17 protein-coding genes are annotated in these 24658 nt (G+C 71.3%); 10 read left to right on the top strand and 7 right to left on the bottom strand.

Annotated elements, in window-relative coordinates; all coding sequences use genetic code 11:
* Positions 1-79: 79 nt before the first annotated feature.
* Complete coding sequence (locus EDD54_RS06740; protein WP_126535418.1) at positions 80-268, bottom strand: hypothetical protein; 189 nt, start codon at positions 266-268, stop codon at positions 80-82.
* Between the two features lie 189 nt (positions 269-457).
* Here EDD54_RS06740 and EDD54_RS06735 point away from each other — a divergent pair, with 189 nt between their 5' ends.
* Positions 458-1159: a phosphatidylserine decarboxylase gene (locus EDD54_RS06735; RefSeq protein WP_126535419.1), complete on the top strand. Its 702-nt coding sequence runs from the start codon at positions 458-460 to the stop codon at positions 1157-1159.
* Positions 1160-1174: 15 nt separating this feature from the next.
* Entirely contained in the window at positions 1175-2071 is an 897-nt protein-coding gene (gene pssA, locus EDD54_RS06730) for a CDP-diacylglycerol--serine O-phosphatidyltransferase (protein ID WP_126535420.1), read from the top strand.
* 4 nt (positions 2072-2075) lie between these two features.
* Here pssA and EDD54_RS06725 read toward each other — a convergent pair whose 3' ends face one another.
* A complete protein-coding gene (locus tag EDD54_RS06725; protein ID WP_126535421.1) occupies positions 2076-2312 on the bottom strand; it encodes a transferase in 237 nt (78 codons plus the stop codon).
* 165 nt (positions 2313-2477) lie between these two features.
* Between EDD54_RS06725 and EDD54_RS22880 the strand changes: the two genes are divergently transcribed.
* The 6 genes from EDD54_RS22880 to EDD54_RS06695 all read left to right on the top strand — a co-directional run bounded on the left by EDD54_RS22880 (position 2478) and on the right by EDD54_RS06695 (position 9399).
* Positions 2478-2747, top strand: a complete 270-nt coding sequence (locus EDD54_RS22880; protein ID WP_165644414.1) for a hypothetical protein — start codon at positions 2478-2480, stop codon at positions 2745-2747.
* Between the two features lie 76 nt (positions 2748-2823).
* On the top strand, positions 2824-3735 hold the full coding sequence (gene puuE / locus EDD54_RS06715; RefSeq protein ID WP_126535422.1) for an allantoinase PuuE: 912 nt from the start codon (positions 2824-2826) through the stop codon (positions 3733-3735).
* A 247-nt stretch (positions 3736-3982) separates the two neighbouring features.
* Positions 3983-5578 carry a peptide ABC transporter substrate-binding protein gene (locus EDD54_RS06710; RefSeq protein WP_126535423.1) on the top strand — a complete coding sequence of 532 codons (1596 nt, stop codon included), beginning with the start codon at positions 3983-3985 and terminating at the stop codon, positions 5576-5578.
* Positions 5579-5722: 144 nt separating this feature from the next.
* A complete protein-coding gene (oppB, locus tag EDD54_RS06705) occupies positions 5723-6646 on the top strand; it encodes an oligopeptide ABC transporter permease OppB (protein WP_126535424.1) in 924 nt (307 codons plus the stop codon).
* A complete protein-coding gene (locus tag EDD54_RS06700; protein ID WP_126535425.1) occupies positions 6639-7769 on the top strand; it encodes an ABC transporter permease subunit in 1131 nt (376 codons plus the stop codon). Before oppB ends, EDD54_RS06700 begins: the two co-directional genes overlap by 8 nt.
* A gap of 25 nt (positions 7770-7794) precedes the next feature.
* Positions 7795-9399, top strand: coding sequence for an ABC transporter ATP-binding protein (locus tag EDD54_RS06695; RefSeq protein ID WP_126535426.1), 1605 nt, complete (start codon positions 7795-7797; stop codon positions 9397-9399).
* A 28-nt stretch (positions 9400-9427) separates the two neighbouring features.
* On the opposite strand, the gene EDD54_RS06690 is transcribed toward EDD54_RS06695, so the two are convergent.
* Positions 9428-10717, bottom strand: a complete 1290-nt coding sequence (locus EDD54_RS06690; protein ID WP_165644413.1) for a capsule biosynthesis protein — start codon at positions 10715-10717, stop codon at positions 9428-9430.
* A 198-nt stretch (positions 10718-10915) separates the two neighbouring features.
* Here EDD54_RS06690 and EDD54_RS06685 point away from each other — a divergent pair, with 198 nt between their 5' ends.
* On the top strand, positions 10916-12208 hold the full coding sequence (locus tag EDD54_RS06685; RefSeq protein ID WP_165644412.1) for a capsule biosynthesis protein: 1293 nt from the start codon (positions 10916-10918) through the stop codon (positions 12206-12208).
* Positions 12209-12212: 4 nt separating this feature from the next.
* On the top strand, positions 12213-13001 hold the full coding sequence (locus EDD54_RS06680; protein ID WP_126535429.1) for an SDR family NAD(P)-dependent oxidoreductase: 789 nt from the start codon (positions 12213-12215) through the stop codon (positions 12999-13001).
* A gap of 43 nt (positions 13002-13044) precedes the next feature.
* On the opposite strand, the gene EDD54_RS06675 is transcribed toward EDD54_RS06680, so the two are convergent.
* The 4 genes from EDD54_RS06675 to EDD54_RS06660 form a co-directional block, all read right to left on the bottom strand.
* A complete protein-coding gene (locus EDD54_RS06675; protein ID WP_126535430.1) occupies positions 13045-14424 on the bottom strand; it encodes an aminotransferase class I/II-fold pyridoxal phosphate-dependent enzyme in 1380 nt (459 codons plus the stop codon).
* Positions 14424-21971 carry a type I polyketide synthase gene (locus tag EDD54_RS23630; protein WP_126535431.1) on the bottom strand — a complete coding sequence of 2516 codons (7548 nt, stop codon included), beginning with the start codon at positions 21969-21971 and terminating at the stop codon, positions 14424-14426. The genes EDD54_RS06675 and EDD54_RS23630 overlap by 1 nt, the downstream gene beginning before the upstream one ends.
* Before the next feature lie 303 nt (positions 21972-22274).
* Complete coding sequence (locus EDD54_RS06665) at positions 22275-23888, bottom strand: peptide chain release factor 3 (RefSeq protein WP_126535432.1); 1614 nt, start codon at positions 23886-23888, stop codon at positions 22275-22277.
* A gap of 163 nt (positions 23889-24051) precedes the next feature.
* Positions 24052-24423 (bottom strand): hypothetical protein, encoded by a 372-nt coding sequence (locus EDD54_RS06660; protein ID WP_126535433.1) that lies wholly within the window; start codon positions 24421-24423, stop codon positions 24052-24054.
* Positions 24424-24658: the final 235 nt, after the last annotated feature.

Raw genomic sequence — 24658 nt, 5'->3', positions numbered from 1 at the left:
ACCTGGAATCCGGCCGGCTTCCGGCCGGGCCTCGCCCGCGACGCCCCGGCGTACGGCCGGATCGTCGCGGGCGCGGTGATCAGACGGTCACGTCGACGAGCGAGCCGACGCCCTTGGGCAGGGCCGCCTTGGGGGCGGCCGCGGCCGCCGCGCCGACGTCGTCGGCGTCGCCGTCCCTGTCGGGGCCGGCGCCTTCCGCCTTCTCCGCCAGGGGCTGCGGAGCGCGGACGGGGGTGCTCGTCGAAGAACCGAGAGCCGAGATACTCATTACGAACGATCCTCAGGTGCGGCGGTCGGGCTCGAATCGCGTCCGGCGTCCGCACGGGGACAGTGTACGACCGCAATCGTGTCCGAACGGAGTCCGGGATCGCTCAACTCCGACCCTTCCGCTGCCGGGCGTTCCGTGCGAAACGGTCGGGACAGTCCCGATCTCCCCCCGGTCACAGGGTCGCCCCGGATGTCCATTCTCGCCTCGGTCAGGAACGCGGTCCCGCCGATCCACCCGGAGGGTCACCGCTTCATCGCGATCTTCGCGGTTGTGACGGTCCTGGTCGGCTGGTTCGTCGCGCCGCTGTTCTGGATCGGCCTCGCGCTGACGATCTGGTGCGCGCTGTTCTTCCGCGATCCCGCCCGCGTCACCCCGGTGACGCCGACCCTCGTCATCAGCCCGGCGGACGGGCGGATCTCGTCGGTGGCGATGGCGGTGCCGCCGCGCGAACTCGGCCTCGGCGACGTGCCGCGCCTGCGCATCTGCGTGTTCATGAACGTGTTCGACGTCCACGTGAACCGGATGCCGGTCACCGGTCGGATCAGCCGGATCGCCTACCGCGCTGGCAAGTTCCTCAACGCCGAGCTCGACAAGGCCAGCGAGGACAACGAGCGCAACGGTCTGGTGATCGACCGCGCCGACGGCCGGCAGGTCGCGGTGGTGCAGATCGCCGGCCTGATCGCCCGCCGTATCCTGTCCTTCGCCCGCGAGGGCGAGGAACTCGTGGTCGGCGACCGCTTCGGCCTGATCCGCTTCGGCTCGCGCGTCGACGTCTACCTGCCCGCCGGCGCCACCGCCCTGGTCGCCGAGGGTGCGCGTGCCGTCGCCGGCGAGACCGTGCTCGCCGACCTCGACGGCGAGCGGCCGACCCCGATCGTGCGGATCGCCTGAGGCGGAGCGGCGGCCATGACCAACATCTTCCCGCCCGTCGATCCCTACGACGAACCGCCCGGCCCGGTGCGCCGGCTCGGCCGCCGCATCCCGATCCGGGCGATCGTGCCCAATCTCGTCACGCTGCTGGCGCTCTGCGCCGGGCTGACCTCGATCCGCCTCACCTTCGAGGGGCGCTTCGAACTGGCGGTCTACTTCATCCTCGCCGCCGCCGTCCTCGACGGCCTCGACGGCCGGATCGCGCGTTACCTGCGCTCGACCTCGCGCTTCGGCGCCGAACTCGATTCGCTCAGCGATTTCCTGGCCTTCGGCGTCGCGCCGGCGATCCTGCTGTTCGGCTGGATCCTGCACGGGGTGAAGTCGTTCGGCTGGATGGCGGCGATGATCTTCGCGATCGCCGGCGCGCTCCGCCTCGCCCGCTTCAACGCCATGCTCGACACCGAGAAGCCGGCCTGGCAGGGCAACTTCTTCACCGGGGTGCCGGCACCCGCCGGCGCCATCACCGTGCTGTTGCCGGTCTACCTCGCCCAGACCGGGCTCCAGGTGCCGCCCGAGGCGGCGCCGGCGGTCGGCGTCTACGTGGTGCTGGTGGCGCTCCTGATGGTCAGCCGGATCCCGACCTTCTCCGGCAAGAAGCTCGGCCGGGTCCGGCGCGATCTCGTGCTGCCGGTGCTGGTCGGCGTCGTCGCCGCGGTGGCGCTGTTCGCGAGCTTCCCGTTCGAGATGCTGGCGGCGGCCACCATCGCCTACCTCGTCTTCGTGCCGTTCGGCTGGCGGTCGTGGAACCGGCTCGCCCGCGCCCACGGCACCCCGGAGGCCGAGGTCGGTTTCGAGGGGCCCGCGGAGGGGGGCGAGGAAGAGGACGACGACGACGAGCCGGAGGCGCGGCCCTCGGCCGATCCCCGGCCCTGAGCGGTCAGCCGAACCGGACCGCCCGGGCCTCGGTCGCGACCTTGACCCGCTCGGCGAGCGGGGCGGCGGGGAAGGCCTTGCGCAGGAGGTCGAGGGCCTCGGGGCCCGAGGATGGTCGTCGCTCGGCGAGGAAGACGCGCATCGCCTCGAGCTCGGCCCGGGCGATCGCGAAACGGCCGTCGACCGGATGGTGCGACGGCGGGGCGGCGGGGTCCTGACGCTCGACGGGCCGGGACGCCATGGGGCACTCCTCGTAGAGCTGAGACCGAAATGGGTCGGTCCGAGTTTGGTTGTCGTTCGGTTAACGGCCGATTAACACCGGGTTAACGTTTTGCACCATGATCCAGGTCATGGTTCCCGGCGTTTGCACGGCGTCCGATCGGGATGCAGCGAGGTGACAACGCCGATGACCACGACCCGTTCCGCGCCCGTGTGGAAGCTGCCGCTGTTCCGCCTGCTCGCCCTCAACGCGCTCGCCGGCGCCACCGCCGGGCTCGTCGTCTCGACCGGGCTGGTCGTCCTCGACGTCGGCGGCTTCGGCCGCCTCGTCGCCGGCGACGACACCCCGCTGGTTCCCTATGCGCTCGTCACCGCCGGCTTCGTGATCACGCTCGCCAGCGTCGCGATGGGCGTCGCCGTCATGCGGCTCGGCGAGGGCGGGGAGGGCGGGCGTTAACCGTCGGATCCGGCTTGCAAAGTCGGCGCGGCTGTCCGATCGTTCGCGGGTGCGAAGGAAAGGACCTCCGGCGACCATGGACCCGAACTATCCCCGCGACCTCATCGGCTACGGACGCAACGCCCCGGACGCCGCTTGGCCCGACGGCGCCAACGTGGCCGTCCAGTTCGTGATCAACTACGAAGAGGGCGGGGAGAACTGCATCCTCCACGGCGACGCCGCCTCGGAGGCCTTCCTGAGCGAGATCGTCGGCGCCCAGCCCTGGCCGGGCCAGCGCCACATGAACATGGAATCGATCTACGAATACGGCTCCCGCGCCGGCTTCTGGCGGCTGTGGCGGCTGTTCACGGGGAGGAACGTCCCGGTCACCGTCTACGGCGTCGCCACCGCGCTCGCCCGCAATCCCGAGGTGGTCGCGGCGATGAAGGAGGCGGACTGGGAGATCGCCTCGCACGGGCTCAAGTGGATCGAATACAAGGACTTTTCGCCCGAGGCCGAGCGCGCGCACATGCTCGAGGCGATTCGGATCCACGAGGAGGTCACCGGCGCCCGGCCGCTCGGCTGGTACACCGGCCGCTGCTCGGAGAACACCACCCGCCTCGCGATGGAGGAGGGCGGTTTCCTCTATACGTCCGATGCTTACGCCGACGATTTGCCATATTGGCTCGAGGGGCCGAACGGGCCGCATCTGGTGATCCCCTACACCCTCGACACCAACGACATGCGCTTCGCCACCAACCAGGGCTTCAATGCCGGCGACCAGTTCTTCAACTACCTGAAGGACAGCTTCGACGTGCTCTACGCCGAAGGCGCGGCCGGCAGTCCGAAGCTGCTCAACGTCGGTCTCCACTGCCGCCTCGTCGGCCGCCCGGGCCGCGTCGCCGCGCTCGCGCGCTTCCTCGACTACGTGCTCTCGCACGACAAGGTCTGGTTGCCGCGGCGCATCGACATCGCGTGGCACTGGATCGCGCACCACAAGCCGGCCTGAGCGCGCGACACGTTCCGCAAGCTGCCGTTGGACAACGGGAAATATTGCTGCCGGCGAAGCTCTTCGTCGGCAGCTTTGCTGCTTTTTCGCGCAAGTGTTTCCACATGACGCAACGACAGGTGCTTTTCCGTCTTGCCGTCGGCGCGGCAAGGCTTAGCGTATGCCGACCGTCGGTGGCGGGTGACCAGGGGAGTTCCGGAACGTGAACGGCCCGCCGCCGGCAGCAGAACAATGGAGGCAAATCCAGATGACCAGGATCGTGCTCGCCCGCGGCATCGCCGCCGCCCTCCTCGCCGGCACCGTGCTGTCCGCGCTGCCCGCGGCCGCCGAAACCGTCCTGCGCCGCGGCAACGGCGGCGAGCCGCAGACGCTCGACCAGGCCCACATCTCGATCGACATCGAGGGCTTCGTGGTGCGCGACCTGTTCGAGGGCCTGACGGTCTACGACAACAAGGGCGAGGTGATCCCCGGCGTCGCCGAGAGCTGGACGCTGTCCGACGACGGCACGGTCTACACGTTCAAGCTGCGCGAGAACGCCAAGTGGTCGGACGGCTCGCCGGTGGTCGCCGACGACTTCGTGTTCGCGTGGCGCCGGCTGCTCGATCCCAAGGAAGCGGCCGAATACGCCACCATCCTCTATCCGGTGAAGAACGCCGAGGCGATCAACACCGGCAAGGCCGCGGTCGATACGCTCGGCGTCAAGGCGGTCGCGCCGAAGACGCTCGAGGTCACGCTGGAGCGCCCGACCCCCTACTTCCTGCAGCTCGCCACCCATTACGCGGCGCTGCCGGTCAATCCCGCCAACGTGCAGAAGTTCGGCGCCGAGTTCACCAAGCCCGGCAACATGGTCTCGAACGGCGCGTTCAAGCTGACCGAGTACGTCGCCAACGACCACATCACCGCGGTCAAGAATCCCGAATACTGGGATGCCGCGAGCGTCAAGATCGACAAGGTGATCTACAACCCGTCCGAGGACATGGCTGCCACCGAGCGCATGTTCGAGGCCGGCGAGCTCGACGTGGTCTACCAGTTCCAGGCCGACCAGCTCGACTTCCTCAAGGGCAAGCTCGGCGAGGACCAGATCAAGGTCGCCCCGAATCTGGCAACCTACTACTACGTCTTCGACACCCGCAAGCCGCCGTTCGACGACGTCCGCGTCCGTCAGGCGCTGTCGATGGCGGTCGACCGCGACTTCCTGTCGGAGAAGATCTTCACCAACTCCTATCTGCCGAGCTACGCCTTCGTGCCGCCGGGCATGGAGGGCTACACCCCGGCCGAGGCCGACTTCGCGTCGATGGACCAACTCGACCGCGAGGACAAGGCCAAGGAACTCCTGAAGGAGGCCGGCTTCGGCGAGGGCGGCAAGCCGCTCAAGGTCGACATCCGCTACAACACCTCCGAGAACCACAAGAAGGTGGCCACCGCCGTCGCCGACATGTGGAAGGCGATCGGTGTCGAGGTCACCATGCAGAACCTCGACGTCAAGTCGCACTACGCCTACCTCCAAGAGGGCGGCGCCTTCGACGTCGCCCGTGCCGGCTGGTCGGCCGACTACGCCGACCCGGAGAACTTCCTGAACCTGCTCGTCTCCTCCAACACGGCCTTCAACTACGGCCACTGGAAGAACGACGAGTTCGACGCGCTGATGAAGAAGTCCTACGAGATCCGCGACCCGGCCGAGCGCATGAAGGTGATGGCCGAGGCCGAGGCGATCTACGCCCGCGAGCAGCCGACCACGCCGTTCCTCAACAACGGCTCGCTCTGGCTCGTCAACCGCAAGGTCAAGGGCTTCGAGAACAACGCCGTCAACGAGCACCTCACCAAGTATCTCTCGGTGGAATGACCGCCTCCGCCGACCGGCCCGCTCCTTCGGAGCGGGCCGGTCGGCGTGGTCTCCGCACGCCGCTCCCGCTCCGCCGTCCCGGCTCCGGCCGGCCCGCGGCGGGGCGCCGACGGTCGTCGTCATCCCTCCGAGGGGAGTGCCCGGATGCTCGCCTTCGCCCTCCGGCGGCTCGTGTCGGCGGTGCCGACCCTGTTCATCGTCGTCACGCTGTCCTTCTTCCTGATGCGGATCGCGCCCGGCGGACCGTTCAACCTGGAACGTCCGCTCGAGCCCCAGGTTCTCGCCAACCTGAACCGCGTCTACGAACTCGACCAGCCGCTCGTCGTCCAGTACGTCCACTATCTCTGGAACGTCCTCCACGGCGACTTCGGCCCGAGCTTCGTCTACCGCGACTATACCGTCGCCGAACTCATCCTGCAGGCGCTGCCCTATTCGGTGATCCTCGGCTCCTTCGCCCTGGTGATCTCGGTGATCGGCGGAATCGCCGTCGGCACCTTCGCGGCACTGCGCCAGAACTCGGCGATCGACTACGCGGTGATGTCGATGGCGACGATCGGCACGACGGTGCCGAACTTCGTCGTCGGCCCCGTGCTGTCGCTGGTGTTCGCCGTGATGCTGCGGCTGGTTCCGGCCGGCGGCTGGGGCAACGGCGGCTTCGACGACCTCGTGCTGCCGATGGTCGCGCTGGCGCTGCCGCAGCTCGCGGTGTTCGCCCGCCTGACCCGCGGCTCGATGATCGAGGCGCTGCGCGCCGACCACGTCCGCACCGCCCGCGCCTACGGCCTGCCGGCCCGCTCCGTGGTGGTGCGCCATGCGCTGCGCGCCGCGCTGATGCCGGCCGTCAGCTATCTCGGCCCCGCGGCCGCCGGTCTCCTCACCGGTTCCGTGGTGGTCGAGACGATCTTCTCGCTGCCCGGCGTCGGCCGTTACTTCGTGCTCGGCGCGCTCAACCGCGACTATACGCTGGTGATGGGCACCGTGGTGCTGATCTCGGTGTTCATCGTGGTCTTCAACCTGATCGTCGACATCCTCTACGCCGTGATCGACCCGAGGGTGCGCTATGAGTGACGCCGCCGCCGCCATGCCGCCGGCCTCCGCCGGCAAGGGCCAGAGCCTCGGCTCGATCGCGCTCGCCCGGCTCCGCCGCAACGCCGCCGCCATGACCAGCCTCGTCGTGCTGGCGCTGGTCTCGCTCGTCTGCGTGTTCGGGCCGCTCGTCTACCCGCACCGCTACGACGAGATCTTCCCGAGCTACGTCGGCGTACCCCCGAGCCTCGAGCCCTATCCGCTCGAGGACACGCTGACGAAGGTGATGACCACCGCCGCCGACCGCGGCCGGGTCAAGCTGGAGGCGTTCGACGTCGAGGGCTCGACCTACACCGCCCGCCTCGTCAAGGACGCGCCGATCGACCCGCGCGTCACCCGCTATCTCGACCGTCCGGACGAGTTCGACGGCGCGACCGTCGCCGAAACGCTGGACGACGGCCGGACGCTGGTGGTCACCGGCACGGTGAATCGCCAGTATTTCCCGATGGGCACCGACCGCAACGGCCGCGACCTGTTCGTGCGCGTGATGATCGGCGGCCAGATCTCGCTGACCGTCGGCATCCTGGCGACGCTGGTGTCGCTGGTGATCGGCGTCGCCTACGGCGCGATCTCCGGCTACGTCGGCGGCCGGGTCGACAACGTGATGATGCGCCTCGTCGAGATCCTCTACTCGCTGCCCTTCATGTTCTTCGTGATCATGCTGGTGGTGTTCTTCGGCCGCCACTTCGTGCTGATCTTCGTGGCGATCGGCGCGATTGAGTGGCTCGACATGGCCCGCATCGTCCGCGGCCAGACGCTGTCGATCAAGCGGCGCGAATACGTCGAGGCCGCCAACGCCATGGGCCTTTCGACCGCGGCGATCATCCGCCGCCACGTGGTGCCCAACACGATCGGCCCGGTGGTCGTCTTCGTCACCGTGCTGGTGCCGCAGGTGATCCTGCTCGAGAGCTTCCTGTCCTTCCTCGGTCTCGGGGTCCAGGAGCCGCTGACGAGCTGGGGCACGCTGATCGCCGAGGGCTCGGCCGCGATGCAGGCTTCGCCCTGGCTGCTGATCTTCCCGTCGGCGTTCTTCGTGGTCACGCTGTTCGCGCTGAACTTCCTCGGCGACGGCCTGCGCGACGCGCTCGACCCCAAGGACCGCTGACCCGAACCCGCCAGGAGACGAAGGCATGGCCGAAACCGTCCTCGACATCCGCGGGCTCGACGTCCGCTTCGCGACGCCCGGCGGCGAAGTCCACGCCGTCCGCGGCGTCGACATCGCCGTCGCCGCCGGCGAGACCCTCGCCGTGGTCGGCGAATCCGGCTCGGGCAAGAGCCAGACCATGATGGCGCTGATGGGCCTGCTCGCCGCCAACGGCCGCGTCGCCGGCTCGGCGAAATACCGCGGCCGCGAGCTGGTCGGGCTGTCGCCGCGCGCTCTCAACGGCATCCGCGGCTCGAAGATCACCATGATCTTCCAGGAGCCGATGACCTCGCTCGACCCGCTCTACCGGGTCGGCGACCAGATCATGGAGCCGCTGCGCCACCACAAGGGCCTCTCGGCCGCGGCCGCGCGCAAACGGGCGATCGAGCTGCTCGCGCTCGTCAAGGTGCCCGACCCGGAACGGCGGGTCGACAGCTTCCCGCACGAGATGTCCGGCGGCCAGCGCCAGCGCGTGATGATCGCGATGGCGCTCGCCTGCGACCCCGACATCCTGATCGCCGACGAACCGACCACGGCGCTCGACGTCACCATCCAGGCGCAGATCCTCGACCTGCTCGCCGACCTGAAGCGGCGGATCGGTCTCTCGATCGTCTTCATCACCCACGACCTCGGCATCGTCCGCCGCTTCGCCGACCGCGTGGTAGTGATGCGCCGCGGCGAGGTGGTGGAGACCGGGCCGGTGGCCGCGATCTTCGCCGCGCCGAAGCACGACTACACGAAGATGCTGCTCGCCGCCGAGCCGACCGGCCGCAAGGCGCCGCCGGCGCCCGACGCGCCGGTGCTGCTCGAGGGCCGCAACGTCAAGGTGTCGTTCCAGCTCGGCGGCGGCCTGTTCGCGGGGCCGCCGGTGGAGCTGAAGGCGGTCGACGGCGTCACGTTGCGGCTGAGGCGCGGCCAGACCATCGGCGTCGTCGGCGAATCGGGCTCGGGCAAGTCGACGCTCGGGCGGGCGCTCTTGCGCCTCAACCACGGCACCGGCCTGATCCGCTTTGCCGACCACGATATCTCCACCGCCGACCGCGCCCGCATGCGCGGTCTCCGGCGCGAGTTGCAGCTGGTGTTCCAGGATCCGTTCGGTTCGCTCAGCCCGCGCATGACCGCCGGCCAGATCGTCACCGAGGGCCTGCTGGTCCACGAGCCGCAGCTCTCCGCCGCCGAGCGCGACCGCCGCGCCGTCGCCGCGCTGGCCGAAGTCGGGCTCGACCCGGCGATGCGCAACCGCTATCCGCACGAGTTCTCGGGCGGCCAGCGCCAGCGCATCGCCATCGCCCGGGCGATGATCCTGAAGCCGAAGGTGGTGGTGCTCGACGAGCCGACGTCGGCGCTCGACCGCTCGGTGCAGAAGCAGATCGTCGACCTCCTGCGCGACCTGCAGGAGAAGCACGGCCTGTCCTACCTCTTCATCAGCCACGACCTCGCGGTCGTCCGCGCGCTGTCGGACTACATCCTGGTGATGCGCGGCGGCCGGGTGGTGGAGGAGGGCGAGACCGACCAGATCTTCGACGATCCGCGCGAGCCCTACACCCGCGAGCTGATGGCGGCGGCCCTCGGCGAGACCGTCGCGGCCTGAGCCGCGCCGGATGTCCCCCGCGGTTCCGTCAGGGGATCGCGGGGACGCCGATGCGCTTGGCGCGCGAGAGGCGCGGCGGTACCGGCACCAGGGCGCGGTCGTTGACGAGATCGGCCTCGACCCGGCGCACGATCTCCGGGATCGCGGCGGCGCGGCCGGCGGGATTGTAGAACGAGCCCTTGATCTGGATGGCGTGGGCCATCAGGCGGACGTAGGCGTCGGTGAGGTCCGGGTCGACCGGGGCCGGCTCGCGCCAGAAGTCGGTCAGCGAGCCCTGGTCGGTCAGGCCGGGCACGTCGAACACGGCGATGCCGAGCACCTTGGTCGGGCAGCCCGCGCGGATGGCGTGCAGGCCGACGGTCGAGTTCACCACCACGACGCCCTTGGCGTGGTCGATCAGCTTGGAGAGCAGCCCGCCGTCGATGGCGTGGACGCGATCGCTGACCCGGTGCCGGGCGGCGATCTCGGCGACGACACGCGGCCAGTTCTCGAAGCCGTTGTCGAGCGGGTGGATCTTGACGACGAGATGGTCGCCCGGGTCGGCGTCGTGGGAGAACGAGCCGATCACCTCCTCGAGCATCTCGGAGAGATGGCGGTAGGGCGAGTTGGCGCGGATCTGGTAGTCGCTCTGGAGCTGCAGCGCGAGCAGGAAATAGGGCGTCCTGGCGTCCCAGAGCTTGTGACAGACCGCGTTGGCGTGGGCGAGCGCGCCCTTCACCTTCACCAGCCGCGGGATCCAGGAGAGATAGTCGAGATAGGGGTGGTAATAGGTGTCGTGCCGGTAGAACGGGTAGGCGAGGCGCAGGATCTCGGCGGAGAGGTGGAATGTCACCTCGCCGAAGGCTTCCTGGTTGAACTTGTAGCCGAACGCCGAGTGCATCACCGGCTCGGGCAGGTCGCGGGCGGCGCGGCGGATTTCGTCGGGGTCGTTCGGGAAGTGCGACCACGCCCCCATGCCGCCCCGTTCCAGCGTCAGCCAGTCGGGGCGCAGGTAGCCGAATTCGACGGCGTAGGCGTTGAGACCGAGATACTCGGCGACCTCGCGCGCGACCACGTGATAGGGCAGGCGATCGGCGTAGTAGAGGATGTCGGTGACGCCCTCGGCGGCGACGAAACGCTCCAGCCAGCGGCGCCAGTTCTTGAAGCGACCCCGGTAGTTGCGGGCCCCGCGGCGGCGCCAGAAGATCCAGTCGCCCATGCAGAAGTGGACCTTGAGGACCCGGTGCCCGGCAGCCTCGAAACCGTCGGCCAGTTCAGTCCAGAACAGGGTCGGCGGCCCCTGGAGGAGCAGGATCGTGCGGGCCGTCTTCCCCGTCATGATGTCCTTGGTGCGACCCGACTTGTCACGCGTCCGTGCTTCGTGACGCCTTCGGTAGCCGTCCGGCTCGCCCCGTGTCAATGGCGGCGCGTCGGTGTTTCGGCTAAGAGGGGAGGCGACGTCGGGGCACCCTCCCAAATGCGGGGCTTGCGCCGCCGACGCGTCGAAGGCGAGGCGGAGAGGGGAGCGAGCGAGCGCATGGCGGCCACTTCGAAGCGGCGCGTCCTGTTCCTCCAGGGGCCGTCTTCGCCCTTCATGGCGCGGGTGGCCCGTGCCGTCCTCGATCGTGGCCATGACGTGCGACGCCTCAATCTCGCCCTCGGCGACCGTCTGTTCTGGCGGCTGCCGGGCGCACGCGACTATCGGGGCTCCCTTACGGACTGGTCCGGCTTCGTCCGCCGCTTCATGGCGGAGGAGGCCGTCACCGACCTCGCCCTGCTCGGCGACAGCCGGCCCTATCAGGCGGCGGCGATCCCGGTGGCGCACGACCTCGGCATCCGCGTCCACGCGATCGAACACGGCTATCTCCGGCCCGACTGGATCACCGTGGAGCCGGACGGGCTGTCGTCCTTCTCGCGCTTTCCGCGCGAGGCCGAGGCGATCCGCCGGATGGCGGCCGGGCGGCCCGATCCGGACCTCGCGCCGCTCGGCGGCGCGAGCTTCCTGAAATACGCCGCCTGGGACGTCGCCTACAACCTCGCCAACGTGTTCGGCAACCCCTTCACCTTCCCGCGCTACCGCCGCTACGCCATCGACCACGCCGCGGTGGAATACGGCGGCTGGATCCTGAAGCTCGCGACCGAGGGGCGCACCGCCCGCCGCACCGCGGCCGTGCTGGCGGCGCTCGCCGCCGATCCGCGGCCGACCTTCCTGGTGCCGCTGCAACTCGCCACCGACTTCCAGATCCGCGTCCACAGCCCGTTCCCGCATCTCGACGACGCGGTGGCGTGGATCCTCGCCTCCTTCGCCCGCAACGCACCGGCCGAGGCCCGGCTGCTGTTCAAGGTGCACCCGCTCGACAACGGTCTCGCGGCGTGGCCGCGCCGGATCGCGCGGATGGCGGCGGCGGTCGGCGTCGCGGACCGGGCGCACGTGGTCGACGGCGGAGACCTCGACGCCATGCTGGCGGGCGCCGCCGGCGTCGTCACCGTCAACTCGACGGTCGGCGTCACCGCGCTGGCGGCGGGGCGGCCGGTGGCGGCGCTCGGCAATGCGGTCTACGACGTCGCCGGCCTGACCCACCAGGGCCCGCTCGCGGCCTTCTGGCGCGAACCGGTGCCGCCGGATCCAAGTCTGGCGCGCGACTTCGTCCGGGCGCTCGCCTGGGCGAGCCAGGTGCGCGGCGGTTTCACGGCGGAACACGCCATGGACCTCGGCGCTTCCAATGTCGCGGAACGCATCCTGGAGCCGGAGCTTAGGCTGCCGGGACCGCCGCGCCCCCGCACGGTCGCCTTCCGGCGGCTCGACGAGTGGCGCTCCGAGAAGGGTTGAGCCGATGCCGACGAACTACTCCACCATCGTGATCACCGGGGCCTCCAGCGGCATCGGCGCGGCGCTCGCGCGCGCCTTCGCCGCACCGGGCGTCACGCTCTGCCTGATCGCCCGCGACGCCGAGCGCCTGCGCACCGTCGCCGACGCCTGCCGGGAGAAGGGGGCGGCGGTCGAGATCTCGCTGGTCGACGTCCGCGATCCCGTGATGACGCGCTACATGCTGGAGAAATTCGACGACCGTCATCCGGTCGACCTCCTGATCGCCAACGCCGGCGTCTCCGCCGGCCTCGCACCCGGCGACAAGCCGGAGGCCGAGGGCGTCAGCCGGCGCCTGATGGAGATCAACTACGGCGGCATGCTCAACACCGTCGAGCCGATGCTGCCGCGCCTGATCGCGCGGCGGCGCGGACATGTCGCGCTGGTGTCGTCGCTGGCGGCGCTGAGGCCGCAGCCGGACCTGCCGTCCTACAGCGCCACCAAGATGGCGGTGCGCGGCTACGGCATCGCCCTGCGCGGCTGGCTGAGGAGCTATGGCATCCGGGTGAGCGTGGTCTATCCGGGCTTCGTGACGTCGCCGATGTCGGCCCGGCACGTCGGCTACAAGCCGTTCGAGATCTCGGCGGAGAAGGCCGCGGCGCACATCGCCGACCGGCTCCGCCGCGGCCGCGGCGTGATCGCCTTCCCGTTCCTGCTCACGCTCGGCACCATGCTCAACATGCTGCTGCCGCCGGCGTTGTCGGACTGGACCAACCGCGGCTTCCGCGCCCGCGTCGAGCCCGACGACGGGCGCTGAACAGAGTGTGCCGGGGCGGGCCGGGCGCGCTCGCGCCCGGCCTTCAGCGGCCGACGAGCTGCTTCAGGACGCTGCCCTGATTCTGCACCTCGGAGAGTTCCTCCGCTGTGATCCGGACCGCGGTGTCGATGTGCTCGTCGGTGTGCTCGGAGGTGATGAAGAAGCGCAGGCGGGCGCCCTTCTCCGGCACGGCCGGATAGATGATCGGCAGGGCGTTGAGGCCGCGCCGATAGATCCGGTCGGCGAGGACGGCGGTCTGGGCGCTGTCGCCGACGATCACCGGGACGACCGCGTAGCCCATGGCGTGGCCGGTGTCGAGGCCGGCGGCGTGGGCCTTCTCGAGGAAGCGCAGGCCGTTCTGGTGCAGCCGGGCGACGCGCTGCGGCTCCTCGCGCAGCACCTCGATCGACGCGATCGCCGCGGCGGCCACCGGCGCCGGCAGGCCGACCGAGTAGACGAAGCCGGGCGCCTTGACCTTCAGGTATTCGACCAGCGCCGACGAACCGGCGATGTAGCCGCCGCAGCCGGACAGCGTCTTCGACAGCGTGCCCATCCACATCTCGACGCTGCGCGGGTCGACGTCGAGGTGCTCGGCGATGCCGCGCCCGGTGGCGCCGAGCACGCCGAGCGAATGGGCCTCGTCGACCATCAGCCAGGCGTCGAAGTCGGACTTGACCTGGACGAAGCGGGCGAGGTCCGGGTGATCGCCGTCCATCGAGTAGATGCCCTCGACGACGATCAGCACGTTGCGGTACTGGCTCCGCACCCGGCCGAGCAGGTCGGCGACCGCCTGCCAGTCGTTGTGCGGGAAGGTCATGCGGGCGGCGCCTGCCATCCGCGCCCCCTCGGCGACCGAATTGTGGATCAGGGCGTCCATCAGGACGAGATCCTTCGGGCCCATCAGCGTGCCGATGGTGGAGACGTTGGTGGCGTGGCCGCTCACCATCACCACCGCGTCCTCGACGCCGTGCAGGCCGGCGAGCGCGCGCTCGAGCTCACGGTGGAACGGCCGCTCGCCGGCGACCAGCCGGCTCGCCGACACCGACACGCCGTAGCGGTCGATCGCCGCCTTGGCGGCGGCGGTCACCGCGGGATGGCCGTTGAGGCCGAGGTAGTTGTAGGAGGCGAAGTTCAGGAACGAGCGGCCGGCGATCGACGTGGTGCCGGCGGCCAGCCCGTCGTGGGAGCGGAAGAACGGGTTCTCGATGCCGAGCATGTCGGCGGCGGCGCGGTGCAGCCGGAGCTGCCGGTAGTCCTCGAGCTGGGAGAAGTCGTAGGCCTTGGCCACGCGCTCCTTGCCGAGCGCCGGCGCCGGCAGGTCGGGACGCTGACGCCGGTTGCGGCTCGCCTCCCGCAGCCCGGCGATCAGGGCATCCTTGGCGGCTCCCGAGACGCCCCCGTAACCGCGCTTCTGGTCCGGCATCAGATCAACCTCTTCACGGTTCCCGCCCGGGCTTCCACGGCGTTGGCGACCGCCGTCATGTCCTCGTCGAGCTCGCCGTCGACGTGGCGGGCGGCGGCGAGCTCGGCGTCGGCCGAGACCTCGGCCGCCCCGTCCCGCGCCAGCGCCTTGTCGACGATGCGCCGGGCGATGTCGCCGAGCGTGGCGCCATTCGCCAGCGACAACAACGGTATGTCGATTCCGAGGCGCTGCTCGGCCGCCATGCGGAGCTCCAGCGCCATCAGCGAGTCCATGCCGACCTCGGTGAGCGGCCGGCTCGGGTCGATGTCCTCGGCCGGCAGGCGCAGGATGCGGGAGATCTCGCCGCCGAGCAGCTCGACGACGACCTTCTGCGCCTGGGCGTGGTCGAGGCCCTCGATCATGGCGAGCAGCTGGCCCTCGCCCATGGAGTCCTGCGCGGCCTCCTTGGCGTGGGCGGCGACCCGCCCGGCGAAGGGCGTCGCCATCAGCGGCAGCTCGCGCCGCGCCGCCGCCCAGTCGACCCGGGCGTAGGCGACCACGGGCATGTCGACGCCGGAGTCGAGCACCATGCCGAGCCCGGCGAGGGCGGCGCGGGCCGACAGCGTCTGCTTGCCGAGGCGGGTGGCGAGGATGTCGCTGGTGGCGAGGTTGCGGGCGAGGTAGCCGGCGTCGCCGATCGCGCCCCAGGCGATCGCCAACGCCGGCAGGCCGGCGGCACGGCGGGCGCGGGCGAGGCCTTCCAGGTAGGCGTTGGCCGCGACATAGGCGGCCTGACCGGGGTTGCCGATCAGCGTCGTCGCCGAGGAGTAGAGCACGAAGAGATCGAGGTCGAGCCCGCGCGACAGCCGGTCGAGGGTCGCGGCACCGGCGATCTTCGGCGCCATCACCGCCTCGATGCGTTTGGCGTCGAGGTTGTGGAAGAGGGCGTCGTCGATCACCATCGCCGTGTGCAGGATGCCCTTCAGCGGCGGCATCTCCGCCGCGATCCGGGCGAACAGGGCGGCGACCGCGTCGGCCTTGGTGAGGTCGGCGGCGGCGGTGACGACGGTGGCGCCGGCCGCGCGCATGGCGGCGATCGCGCCCGCGGCGGCCTCGCCGGGCGTGCCGGTGCGGCTGGTCAGCACGACGTGGCGGGCGCCGCGCTCGACCAGGAAGCGGGCCGTCTCGGCGCCGAAGCCGCCGAGGCCGCCGGCGACGAGATAGGTCGCGTCGGCACGGATCGCGGCGGACGGGTGAACCGGCTCCGGCACCGCCGGCGGGCGCACCAGCACCTTGCCGATGTGGCCGGACTGCTGCATCAGCCGGAACGCCTCGGTCGCCTGCTCGGCCGGATAGACCCGGTAGGGCAGGGCCGTGAAGGCGCCGCTCTCGAAGCCCTCGACCAGCTCGCGGAACACCTTGGCGGTGAGCTTGGGGCGCCGGGTCAGGAGCTGGTCGGCGTCGACGCCGAAGTAGGACAGGTTCTGCCGGAACGGCCTCAGCGCGATCTGGGTGTTGGCGTAGTAGTCGCGCTTGCCGAGTTCGACGAAGCGGCCGAACGGCTTCAGGATCTCGAGGCTGCGCTCCATCGCCTCGCCGGACAGCGAGTTCAGCACGACGTCGACGCCGGCGCCGCGGGTCAGGCGGCGGACGTCGTCGGCGAAGGCGAGCGAGCGGCTGTCGAGCACGTGGGTCGCGCCGAGCATCGACAAGAGCCGGCGCCGGTCGGCGGTGCCGGCGGTCGCGATCACCCGCGCGCCGCGCGACAGCGCGATCTGCAGCGCCGCGAGGCCGACGCCGCCGGCGCCGCCGTGGATCAGCACCGTCTCGCCCTCGTCGAGCTGGGCGAGCTCGACCAGCGCGTAGTAGGCGGTCAGGAAGGTGACCGGGATGGTCGCGGCGGCGACGAGGTCGACCGTCGACGGCAGCGGCGCCAGCGCCTTCTCGGCCACGGTGACGTGGGTGGCGAAGCAGGCCGGCGCGAAGGCGATGACGCGGTCGCCCGGCCGGAAGCGGCTCGCCGCCGGGCCGACGCGGGTGACGACGCCGGAGCATTCCATGCCGAGGGTGGCGCCGGCGAAGCCGTCCTCCAGCGCCTCCTCGGGCAGGAGGCCGAGCGCCCACATCACGTCGCGGAAGTTGAGGCCGGCGGCGGCGACCTCGATCTCGACCTCGTCGCCCGCGGGGGCGCGGCGCTCGGCGGTGTGCCAGACGAGGCCGTCCAGGCTGCCCTGGCGGTCGATGCCGAGGACGCGGGCGAGCGGGCCGTCGAGCCGCGAGGCGGCCGCGCGCTCGGCGAGCTTCGGCGCCTGCACGATGCGCAGCGCCGCGGTGCCGCGCTCGTCGACGACGATCTCGCGCTCCGGGCAGGGCCGGTCCAGGAGGTCGGCGAGGCGGGCGGCGGCCTCCGAGGGCTCGAAGGCGACCGCGAGGTCGATCATCCGGGTCTCGATGTCCGGATACTCGTTCATCACGACGCGGCCGAGGCCCCAGAGCGCCGTCTCGACCGGGCGGTGGAACCGGACCGGGTCGGCGCCCGAGCCGCCGGGCAGAACCAGCCAGAGCCGCGCCGGCGGCTTCATGGCGCCGTTCAGCACGGCGTGCAGCGTCATCGTCCGCTCCTGCGCCGTGGCGAGCGGATCGGCGGTCTCGGACGAGGGGGCGGCGGCGTAGACGAGGTCCTTGGCCTCGCCGCTGGCGAGGAGAGCCATGAGCTCCTCGTCGGTGCCGGCGTCGATCGCCTCGACGAGCAGGCGGCCGGCGGCATCCTTGCGGACGGCGGCGACGCGGACCGGGCGCCGGCGCTCGGCGAGCGCGGCGGCGAGGGCGTCGGCGATGCGGCGGGCGCCCTTGGCGGCGTCGACCAGCACCAGCACCGGGTCGGCCTTGGGCTCGCCGACGGCGAGCACGCGCACCGGCGCGCGGCCGACCGCGAGGCAGGCGCGGGTGGCCTCGTCGGCGAGGACGAGGGTGGAGGGATCGCGGAAGCCGGCGCTGGCGAGGATCTCGCGGTAGCCGGCGGTCGTGGTGCGCGCGCCGATCGGATAGGCCGGCGAGACGCTGCCGCGCCACCAGCCGACGGTCTGGCCGTAGACGAGGTCGCCGACCAGGGTCGGCTCGGCCTCGGCCGACAGGAACAGGCCGCCGCTGGCGAGGCGGCCGCGGATGGTGTCGAGCGCGGCCGAGGAGGCCGGGCGGCCGACGAGGCCGACCGCGAGCGCCAGTTCGAACACGCGCTGGCCGAAGCGGCCCTCGGAGATCTCGGCGAAGGGCACCGCGAAGACATCGGTGACGGCGGGGATGTCGAGGCGGGCGCGCTCGAAGCGGCCGTTGTCGGGGTCGGTCACGACCACGGCGGTGACGCGCGGGTGGGCGGCGAGGCGGCGGGCCATGGCGGGGGCCTGCGGGCCGATCACGAGGATGCGCAGCGGCCGGTCGGCGGGCCAGGCGCCGGCGATGTCGAGCGCGGCGGCGAGGGCCGCCGCGTGCAGCGGCGCCGCCGACGGCGCGGAGCCGTCGAGATGGTCGGCGAGCGCCTGCGGCAGCACGTCCGAGGTCTCGGCGGCGAGGCCGCGCGCGAGGCGGCCGGCGAGGCCGCCGTCGAGCCCGACCAGCGCCATCGCCTCGGCGATGCGGTCCGGATAGGTGGCGACGAGGGTGGCGATCACCGTCTCGGCGGGCGGATAGGGGCTCTCGGCCGGCAGCCGTGCGCCGGCATCGTCGCGCTCGACGGCACCGTCCTCCTCCAGCGCCTCGATCAGGCGGTGGAACAGCGGCAGCGACGACGTGGCGAGGCGGCCCTCGTCGGCGAGGCGCTCCGGGTCGAGCCGGCCGTCGGCGTCGGCGAAGCCGGCGAGCGCGGCAAAGGCGATCGAGCGCGCGCCGGCGTCGATCAGCAGCGACGGCTCGTCGGGATCGACCGCGTCGGTGACGAGGCCGAGCTCGAGCAGGCGCCGCATCGGGTCGGCCCAGGCCGCCGGCAGTTCGATCTCCTCGTTGACCGCGGCGAGGCGGATCGTGCGCGTCGTCAGCACGAAGTCGTCGGGGTCTGCCGCACGCGACAGCCGGACCGCCTTGAAGCGCACCTTCTCGGCGCGCGCCACCACGGTACCGTCGGCGTCGACCAGCACGAAGCTCGCCTCGACCGAACGCGGCGACGCCTTCTCGACGGTGACGAGGGCCGCGGCCGGCGTGCGGCCGGCGGCGTGGACGCGGAGATCGCCGATGCGTACCGGCAGGAACGAGACGTCCGGGTCGGCGCCGACGTCGCGGGTGATCAGGTAGAACAGGCCGTGGAAGGCGGAATCGAGCAGCGTCGGGTGCAGCACCGTCGCGCGGTCGTCGACGCCGGCCGGCGTCTCGGCCGCGAACTTGACCACCAGCGCGCGCTCGCCGGCCGGATGGACCGACGCCGCCCGGCGGAAGGCCGGGCCGTAGCCGAGGCCGAAGCGGCGGGTCAGGGCGTAGAGCGCCTCGGCGTCGAGGGCGGCTTCGCCGATCTCGGGCAGGACGATCTTCTCGGGCGTCTGGGTCGGCGCACGGGCGACGCGCGCCTTGACGTGCAGCGCGAAGACGTCCTCGCCGGAACGGCGGCGGCTCTCGACGGTGACCACGTCGCCGTCGCCGTCGACCTCGGTGCGGGTCTCGACGGGCTCGCCGTCCTCGAACACGAGCGGGCGCAGGATGTCGAGGTCGCGCACTTCGATCGCGCCGTCGCCGTGGTGGACGCGGGCGGCGGCGAGCGCCATCTCGACGAAGCCGGCGGCCGGGAACACCGTGGAGGTCTCGACCTTGTGGTCGGAGAGCCATGGCACCAGGGCGGCGTCGAGGTGGGCGAGGAACGGTCCGCCGTCGCGGCGCAGCCGGTAGCCGAGCAGCGGATGGTCGTCGCCGCGGCCGAACATGTCGACGGCCTCGTCGGTGAGCGCGACGCGGTAGGGCTGGTTCTGCCAGGGATAGCGCGGCAGCCCGTCGGGCTGGGCGGCGGGGGCGCCGAAGAAGCGGGTGTCGTCGATCTCGGCGCCGGCCACCAGCGCGCGCGCCACCACGAGACCGACGATGTCGGCGTCCTCGTTGTCGTGGGTGTCGAGGCTGCTCACCGTGGTGCCCGGCCGGTTGGCGCCGGCGAGGCTGTCGGTGACGTAGGTCTGCAGCACGGGCTTCGGCCCGATCTCGACGAAGATGCGCGCGCCCTGCTCGGCCAGCACTTCGACCGCGGAGCGGAACAGCACCGGCTGGCGCACGTTCAGCCACCAGTAGTCCGCGCCGAGTTCGCGGCCCTCGGCGAGCGCCCCTGTCACGGCCGAGACGAACGGGATCCGGGTCTCGCGCGGCTGCAGGGTCGCCAGGGCGGCGGTCAGGTCCTTGCGGATCGGGTCGATCAGGGCGCTGTGGAACGGGTAGTCCAGCTTGAGCTTCTTGAAGGCCCAGCGGTTCTTCTTGGCCTGCCGGGCGAAGTCGTTCATCGCCTCGACCGTGCCGGATACCGTCACCGAGCGCGGGCTGTTGTCGGCGGCGAGTTCGAGGCCGCGGAACTGCGGGTCGTCGAGCGCCTGCCGCGCCTCGGCGGCGGAGACGAGCAGCGCGCCCATGCCGCCGAAGTGGCGGGTGATCTCCTGCTGGGTCGAGCGGACGTGGATCAGGAACACGGCCGCCTCCAGCGACAGTGCGCCGGCGGCCCACGCCGCGGCGACCTCGCCGACCGAGTGGCCGGCGACCATGTCGGGCCGGAGGCCGCGCGAGGCCAGCGCCTCGACGGTGGCGACCTGGACGGCGAACAAGAGCGGCTGGGCGATCTCGGTGCGGTCGATCTCGGTCTCGAGGTCGGGCGAGAACAGCTCGCGCAGGAGCGACCAGCCGGCGACGCGGATGAACTGGCGCGTCACGGCGTCGAAGGCCGAGCGGAAGGCGGAATCGGTCTGGTAGGCGGCCCGGCCCATGCCGGCCCACTGCGAGCCGTTGCCGGAGAAGACGAAGGCGACCGGCGCCGAGCGCGCCACGGCGCGGCCGGAGACGTGATCGGCGGCGCGCTGGCGGTCGAGGAAGTGGTCGAGCGCGCCGGCGAGCGCCTCCGGCGTCGCGCCGAGGGCGACGACGCGGTGGTCGAGCCGGTCGCGCCGGTGCGCGGCGGCGTTGGCGATCCGCATCGCGGTCTGCGTGTCGGCGTCGGCGAGCAGGCCGCGATAGGTGGCGGCCAGGTTGCGCAGGGCCTCGGGGCTCTGGGCCGAAACCACGAGCGGGGCGATCCGCGTCGGCTTCGGCGCGCGGCCGGCCTCGACCTGCGAGGGCTCGCGCAACACGGCGTGGGCGTTGGCGCCGCCGAAGCCGAAGGAGTTGACGCCGACGTGGGCGAGCGTGCCGCCGTCCGCCAGCGGCCGCGCCTTGGTGACGACCTCGATGTTGAGGTCGTCGAACGGGATGTCCGGGTTCGGGGTGTCGAAGTGCAGCGAGGGCGGCAGCAGGCGCTTCTCGAGCGCGAGCTGGGCCTTGAGCAGACCGGCGAGGCCGGAGGCGGCCTCGAGGTGGCCGATGTTGGTCTTGACCGAGCCGATCGGCAGCCGCTCGTCGCGGCGCCGGCCGAGCACGGTGCCGAGCGCGATCGCCTCGGCGGGATCGCCGACGCGGGTGCCGGTGCCGTGCGCCTCGAGATAGGCGAGGGCGTTGGGATCGATTTCGAAGCGCTCGTAGACGTGGCGCAGCAGCGCCGCCTGCTGCTCCGACGACGGCAGCGACAGGCCGACGGTGCGCCCGTCCGAGTTGATGCCGGAGCCGACCAGCACGCCGCGGATCGGGTCACCGGCGGCGCGCGCGGCCTCGACCGTCTTCAGCACGAAGGCGATCGAGCCCTCGGAGCGGACGTAGCCGTCGCCGTCGGCGTCGAAGGCGCGGCAGAGGCCGGTCGGCGACAGCATCGAAGCGCGCGAGAAGCCGATGAAGGCGAAGGGCGACAGCAGCAGGTTGACGCCGCCGACGATCGCCGTGTCGATCCGGCCGGCACGCATCGCCTCGAGGGCCTCGTGCAGCGCCACGATCGACGACGAGCAGGCGGTGTCGACGGTGAAGCTCGGGCCCTTGAGGTCGAAGACGTAGGAGATGCGGTTGGAGACGATCGACAGCGTGTTGCCGGTCATCAACTGGATGTCGGCGGCGGCGGGATCGACGATGAACTTGTTGGAATAGTCGACCGAGGAGGCGCCGACGTAGACGCCGGTCTCCGTGCCCGACAGCTTGGACGGCGGGATGCCGGCGTGCTCGAGCGCCTCCCAGACGACCTGGAGCAGCAGGCGCTGCTGGGGATCCATCTGGATCGCCTCGCGCGGGGAGACGCCGAAGAAGGTCGGGTCGAAGCCCCAGGGATCGGCGATCTGGCCGGCGCGCCAGGTGTAGCTCTTGCCGCCGACCTGGCGGTTGGGGTGGCCGAAGCGGTTCCGCGCCCAGCGATCGCCCTGCACCTCGCCGACGACGCAGGACCCCTCCTCGAGCACCGACCAGAAGGCGTCCGCGTTCTCGGCACCCGGCAGCCTGCAGGCGTAGCCGACGATCGCGATGGGGCGGTTGGAATACGTCATGGAACCTCTGAAGGAACGAAACACCGCTCGAAAACGAACCGGCTCCCCGTGGAGCCGCGAATCAGGCGCAGGCGACGGAAACAGGATCGGTCATCGCTTCCCCCGTTACGGTCCATTGCCGATGCTGCGCCGCACAACACCCGTTTCCCCGACGGCCCGACCGCGGCGAAGATCGCGGCCGGACGGGCGCCAATGGCCCCCGTCGAGGATCCGAAGGCAAATCCATATGGGACGATCCTGCCGCGGATCGCATCGCAGTGCAACGTAGCCTTCGCAATCGGATGTCCGAGTGCGGCGGAACGGTCACGCCGCGCCGGCGCGCGCCTGGATTTCCTTGACGTCCGTGAAGCGGACGGAGGGCCACTTCTCGCGGACGTAGTTGAAGGCGTAGCCCGAACTCGACAGCAGCACCGGATCGCCGTCGACGTCCTCGGCGAGCGCCGACCGGTTCGCCGCCGCGAAATCGGCGACCGCCTGCCGCTCGCCGCCGACCCAGCGCGCCATGTTGTACTGGCTGGTCTCGAAGCCGACCTCGAGGCCGTATTCCTGCTCGAGGCGGTTCTGCAGCACGTCGAGCTGGAGCGCGCCGACGAAGCCGACCAGCGCCGGCGAGCCGTCGACCGGGCGGAACAGCTGGACGACGCCCTCCTCGGCGAGTTCCTGCATGGCCTGCTTCAGCTTCTTCGCCTTCATCGCGTCCTCGAGCCGGAGGCGGCGCAGGATCTCGGGCGCGAAGCTCGGCACGCCGACGAAGGTGAGATCCTCGCCCTCGGTCAGGGTGTCGCCGATCCGGAGCGTGCCGTGGTTGGGCAGGCCGACCACGTCGCCGGCGAAGGCCTCCTCGGCGAGCTGGCGCTCCTGGGCGAAGAAGAACTGCGGCGTGTGCAGGCTCATGGTCTTGCCGGAGCGGACGTGGCGCACCTTCATGCCGCGCTGCAGCCGGCCCGAGCACAGCCGGACGAAGGCGATGCGGTCGCGGTGGTTCGGATCCATGTTCGCCTGGATCTTGAACACGAAGGCCGACATCTTCTCCTCGTCGGCGTGGACCTCGCGGGTGTCGGCGCGCTGGTCGCGCGGGGCGGGCGCGAAGGCGCCGAGGCCGTCGAGCAGGTCCTTGATGCCGAAGTTGCGCAGGGCCGAGCCCCAGAACACCGGCGTCAGGTGGCCCTCGCGGAAGGCCTGGACGTCGAAGCGCGCGGTGCCCTCGCGGGCGATCTCGATCTCTTCGCGCTTGTCGGAGAGGTGGCGGGCGGCGAGCAGTTCGTCGAGCGCGGCGTCGTCGATCTCGTCGCGGTGGTCCTCGCCCTTCTCGTTCATGAGCCGGGTGCGGCGCGAGGCGAGGTCGTAGGTGCCGACGAAGTCGCGGCCCGAGCCGACCGGCCACGTGACGGGCGCGGTGTCGAGGGCGAGGGTCTTCTCGATCTCGTCGAGGGTCTCGAACGGGTCGCGGGCCTCGCGGTCGAGCTTGTTGACGAAGGTGACGATCGGGATGTCGCGCAGGCGGCAGACCTCGAACAGCTTGCGCGTGCGCGCCTCGATGCCCTTGGCCGCATCGATCACCATGACCGCGCTGTCGACCGCGGTCAGCGTGCGGTAGGTGTCCTCGGAGAAGTCCTCGTGGCCCGGGGTGTCGAGCAGATTGAAGACGTGGCCGCCGTACTCGAAGGTCATCACCGAGGTGACGACCGAGATGCCGCGCTCGCGCTCGATCTTCATCCAGTCCGACCTGGTGCGCCGGTTCTCGCCGCGGGCGCGGACCTGACCGGCGAGCTGGATGGCGCCGCCGAACAAGAGCAGCTTCTCGGTCAGCGTCGTCTTGCCGGCGTCGGGGTGCGAGATGATCGCGAAGGTGCGCCGGCGGCCGACCTCGGCGCGGATCCTGTTCTCGGCGGCCGTTGCCGCGGATGGGGAACTCATGGCGCTCGGTCGACCTCGTCTCGGCGGTGTCCGGCCGGGCGGATCCGGCCGGCGCGCGAGACGGTCGCCGACCCCGGACGACGCCCGCGGTTCACGGAAGCCGTGGGTATCGTCGCTCGCGCCGGAGAGGTCAAGCGCTTCGCACCGCGGCGCAGGCCGCCGCTCAGCGCTCCTGGCGCAGGAAGAGGTGGATGTCGTCGGTGTCGAGCAGCACGTCGAGTTCGCGCCGGCCGGCCTCGTCGACCCGCGCGGAGAGGAGGGCGCGGGCGGTGTCGACGCGCCAGACGAGGTCGCGCAGCGCCATCACCGCGGTGCGGGTGGAGTGGGGAGACGTGCCCTGACGGCCGACCAGCGTGCGCACCAGACCGACCAGCGCCGAGTCGCGCTCGAGCGTCAGTCCGTCGGTTCCGGCGTAGTCGACCGCGGTGAGCAGCAGCCGCATCAGGCGCAGGACGTGCCCGAGATCCTCCGCCTCCGCGGCCGGACACCGTCCGGCGCCCGCCGAACCGTCGGCGTCGTTGGTGGTCGCAATCATGCCCGGCCCGCTCGATCTTGTTCTGAGGGGGGTCGCTGAGCTGTTGTGGGCCGGCCCGAATCGACCGGTCCGGCATCTTGGCGCGACTCGCCTCCAGACTCCTAACGCGAACCGGGGCATGGTGGACCGCTCGCGCGCCGGAGATCGTGCGACGTGGTTGCGGGGAAATTTACGACGTCGAAGAAACTCGGGTGTCGCACGCGCCGACGGCCGCTTCCGGCCCGCGCCGGCCGCC

It is taken from the genome of Oharaeibacter diazotrophicus, assembly GCF_004362745.1.
Lineage (GTDB): Bacteria > Pseudomonadota > Alphaproteobacteria > Rhizobiales > Pleomorphomonadaceae > Oharaeibacter > Oharaeibacter diazotrophicus.
This window is presented reverse-complemented; position numbering and strand designations above follow the sequence as displayed.

Excerpts from the sequence above, each read along its gene's own strand:
- EDD54_RS06675 (WP_126535430.1), bottom strand. The coding sequence starts at position 14,424 with ATGCCGGACCAGAAGCGCGGTTACGGGGGCGTCTCGGGAGCCGCCAAG.
- EDD54_RS22880 (WP_165644414.1), top strand. The coding sequence starts at position 2,478 with ATGACCACGACCCGTTCCGCGCCCGTGTGGAAGCTGCCGCTGTTCCGC.
- EDD54_RS06710 (WP_126535423.1), top strand. The coding sequence starts at position 3,983 with ATGACCAGGATCGTGCTCGCCCGCGGCATCGCCGCCGCCCTCCTCGCC.
- oppB (WP_126535424.1), top strand. The coding sequence starts at position 5,723 with ATGCTCGCCTTCGCCCTCCGGCGGCTCGTGTCGGCGGTGCCGACCCTG.
- EDD54_RS06695 (WP_126535426.1), top strand. The coding sequence starts at position 7,795 with ATGGCCGAAACCGTCCTCGACATCCGCGGGCTCGACGTCCGCTTCGCG.
- EDD54_RS06660 (WP_126535433.1), bottom strand. The coding sequence starts at position 24,423 with ATGATTGCGACCACCAACGACGCCGACGGTTCGGCGGGCGCCGGACGG.
- pssA (WP_126535420.1), top strand. The coding sequence starts at position 1,175 with ATGACCAACATCTTCCCGCCCGTCGATCCCTACGACGAACCGCCCGGC.
- EDD54_RS23630 (WP_126535431.1), bottom strand. The coding sequence starts at position 21,971 with ATGACGTATTCCAACCGCCCCATCGCGATCGTCGGCTACGCCTGCAGG.
- EDD54_RS06665 (WP_126535432.1), bottom strand. The coding sequence starts at position 23,888 with ATGAGTTCCCCATCCGCGGCAACGGCCGCCGAGAACAGGATCCGCGCC.
- EDD54_RS06735 (WP_126535419.1), top strand. The coding sequence starts at position 458 with ATGTCCATTCTCGCCTCGGTCAGGAACGCGGTCCCGCCGATCCACCCG.
- EDD54_RS06690 (WP_165644413.1), bottom strand. The coding sequence starts at position 10,717 with ATGACGGGGAAGACGGCCCGCACGATCCTGCTCCTCCAGGGGCCGCCG.
- EDD54_RS06685 (WP_165644412.1), top strand. The coding sequence starts at position 10,916 with ATGGCGGCCACTTCGAAGCGGCGCGTCCTGTTCCTCCAGGGGCCGTCT.
- EDD54_RS06740 (WP_126535418.1), bottom strand. The coding sequence starts at position 268 with ATGAGTATCTCGGCTCTCGGTTCTTCGACGAGCACCCCCGTCCGCGCT.
- EDD54_RS06725 (WP_126535421.1), bottom strand. The coding sequence starts at position 2,312 with ATGGCGTCCCGGCCCGTCGAGCGTCAGGACCCCGCCGCCCCGCCGTCG.
- EDD54_RS06700 (WP_126535425.1), top strand. The coding sequence starts at position 6,639 with ATGAGTGACGCCGCCGCCGCCATGCCGCCGGCCTCCGCCGGCAAGGGC.
- puuE (WP_126535422.1), top strand. The coding sequence starts at position 2,824 with ATGGACCCGAACTATCCCCGCGACCTCATCGGCTACGGACGCAACGCC.
- EDD54_RS06680 (WP_126535429.1), top strand. The coding sequence starts at position 12,213 with ATGCCGACGAACTACTCCACCATCGTGATCACCGGGGCCTCCAGCGGC.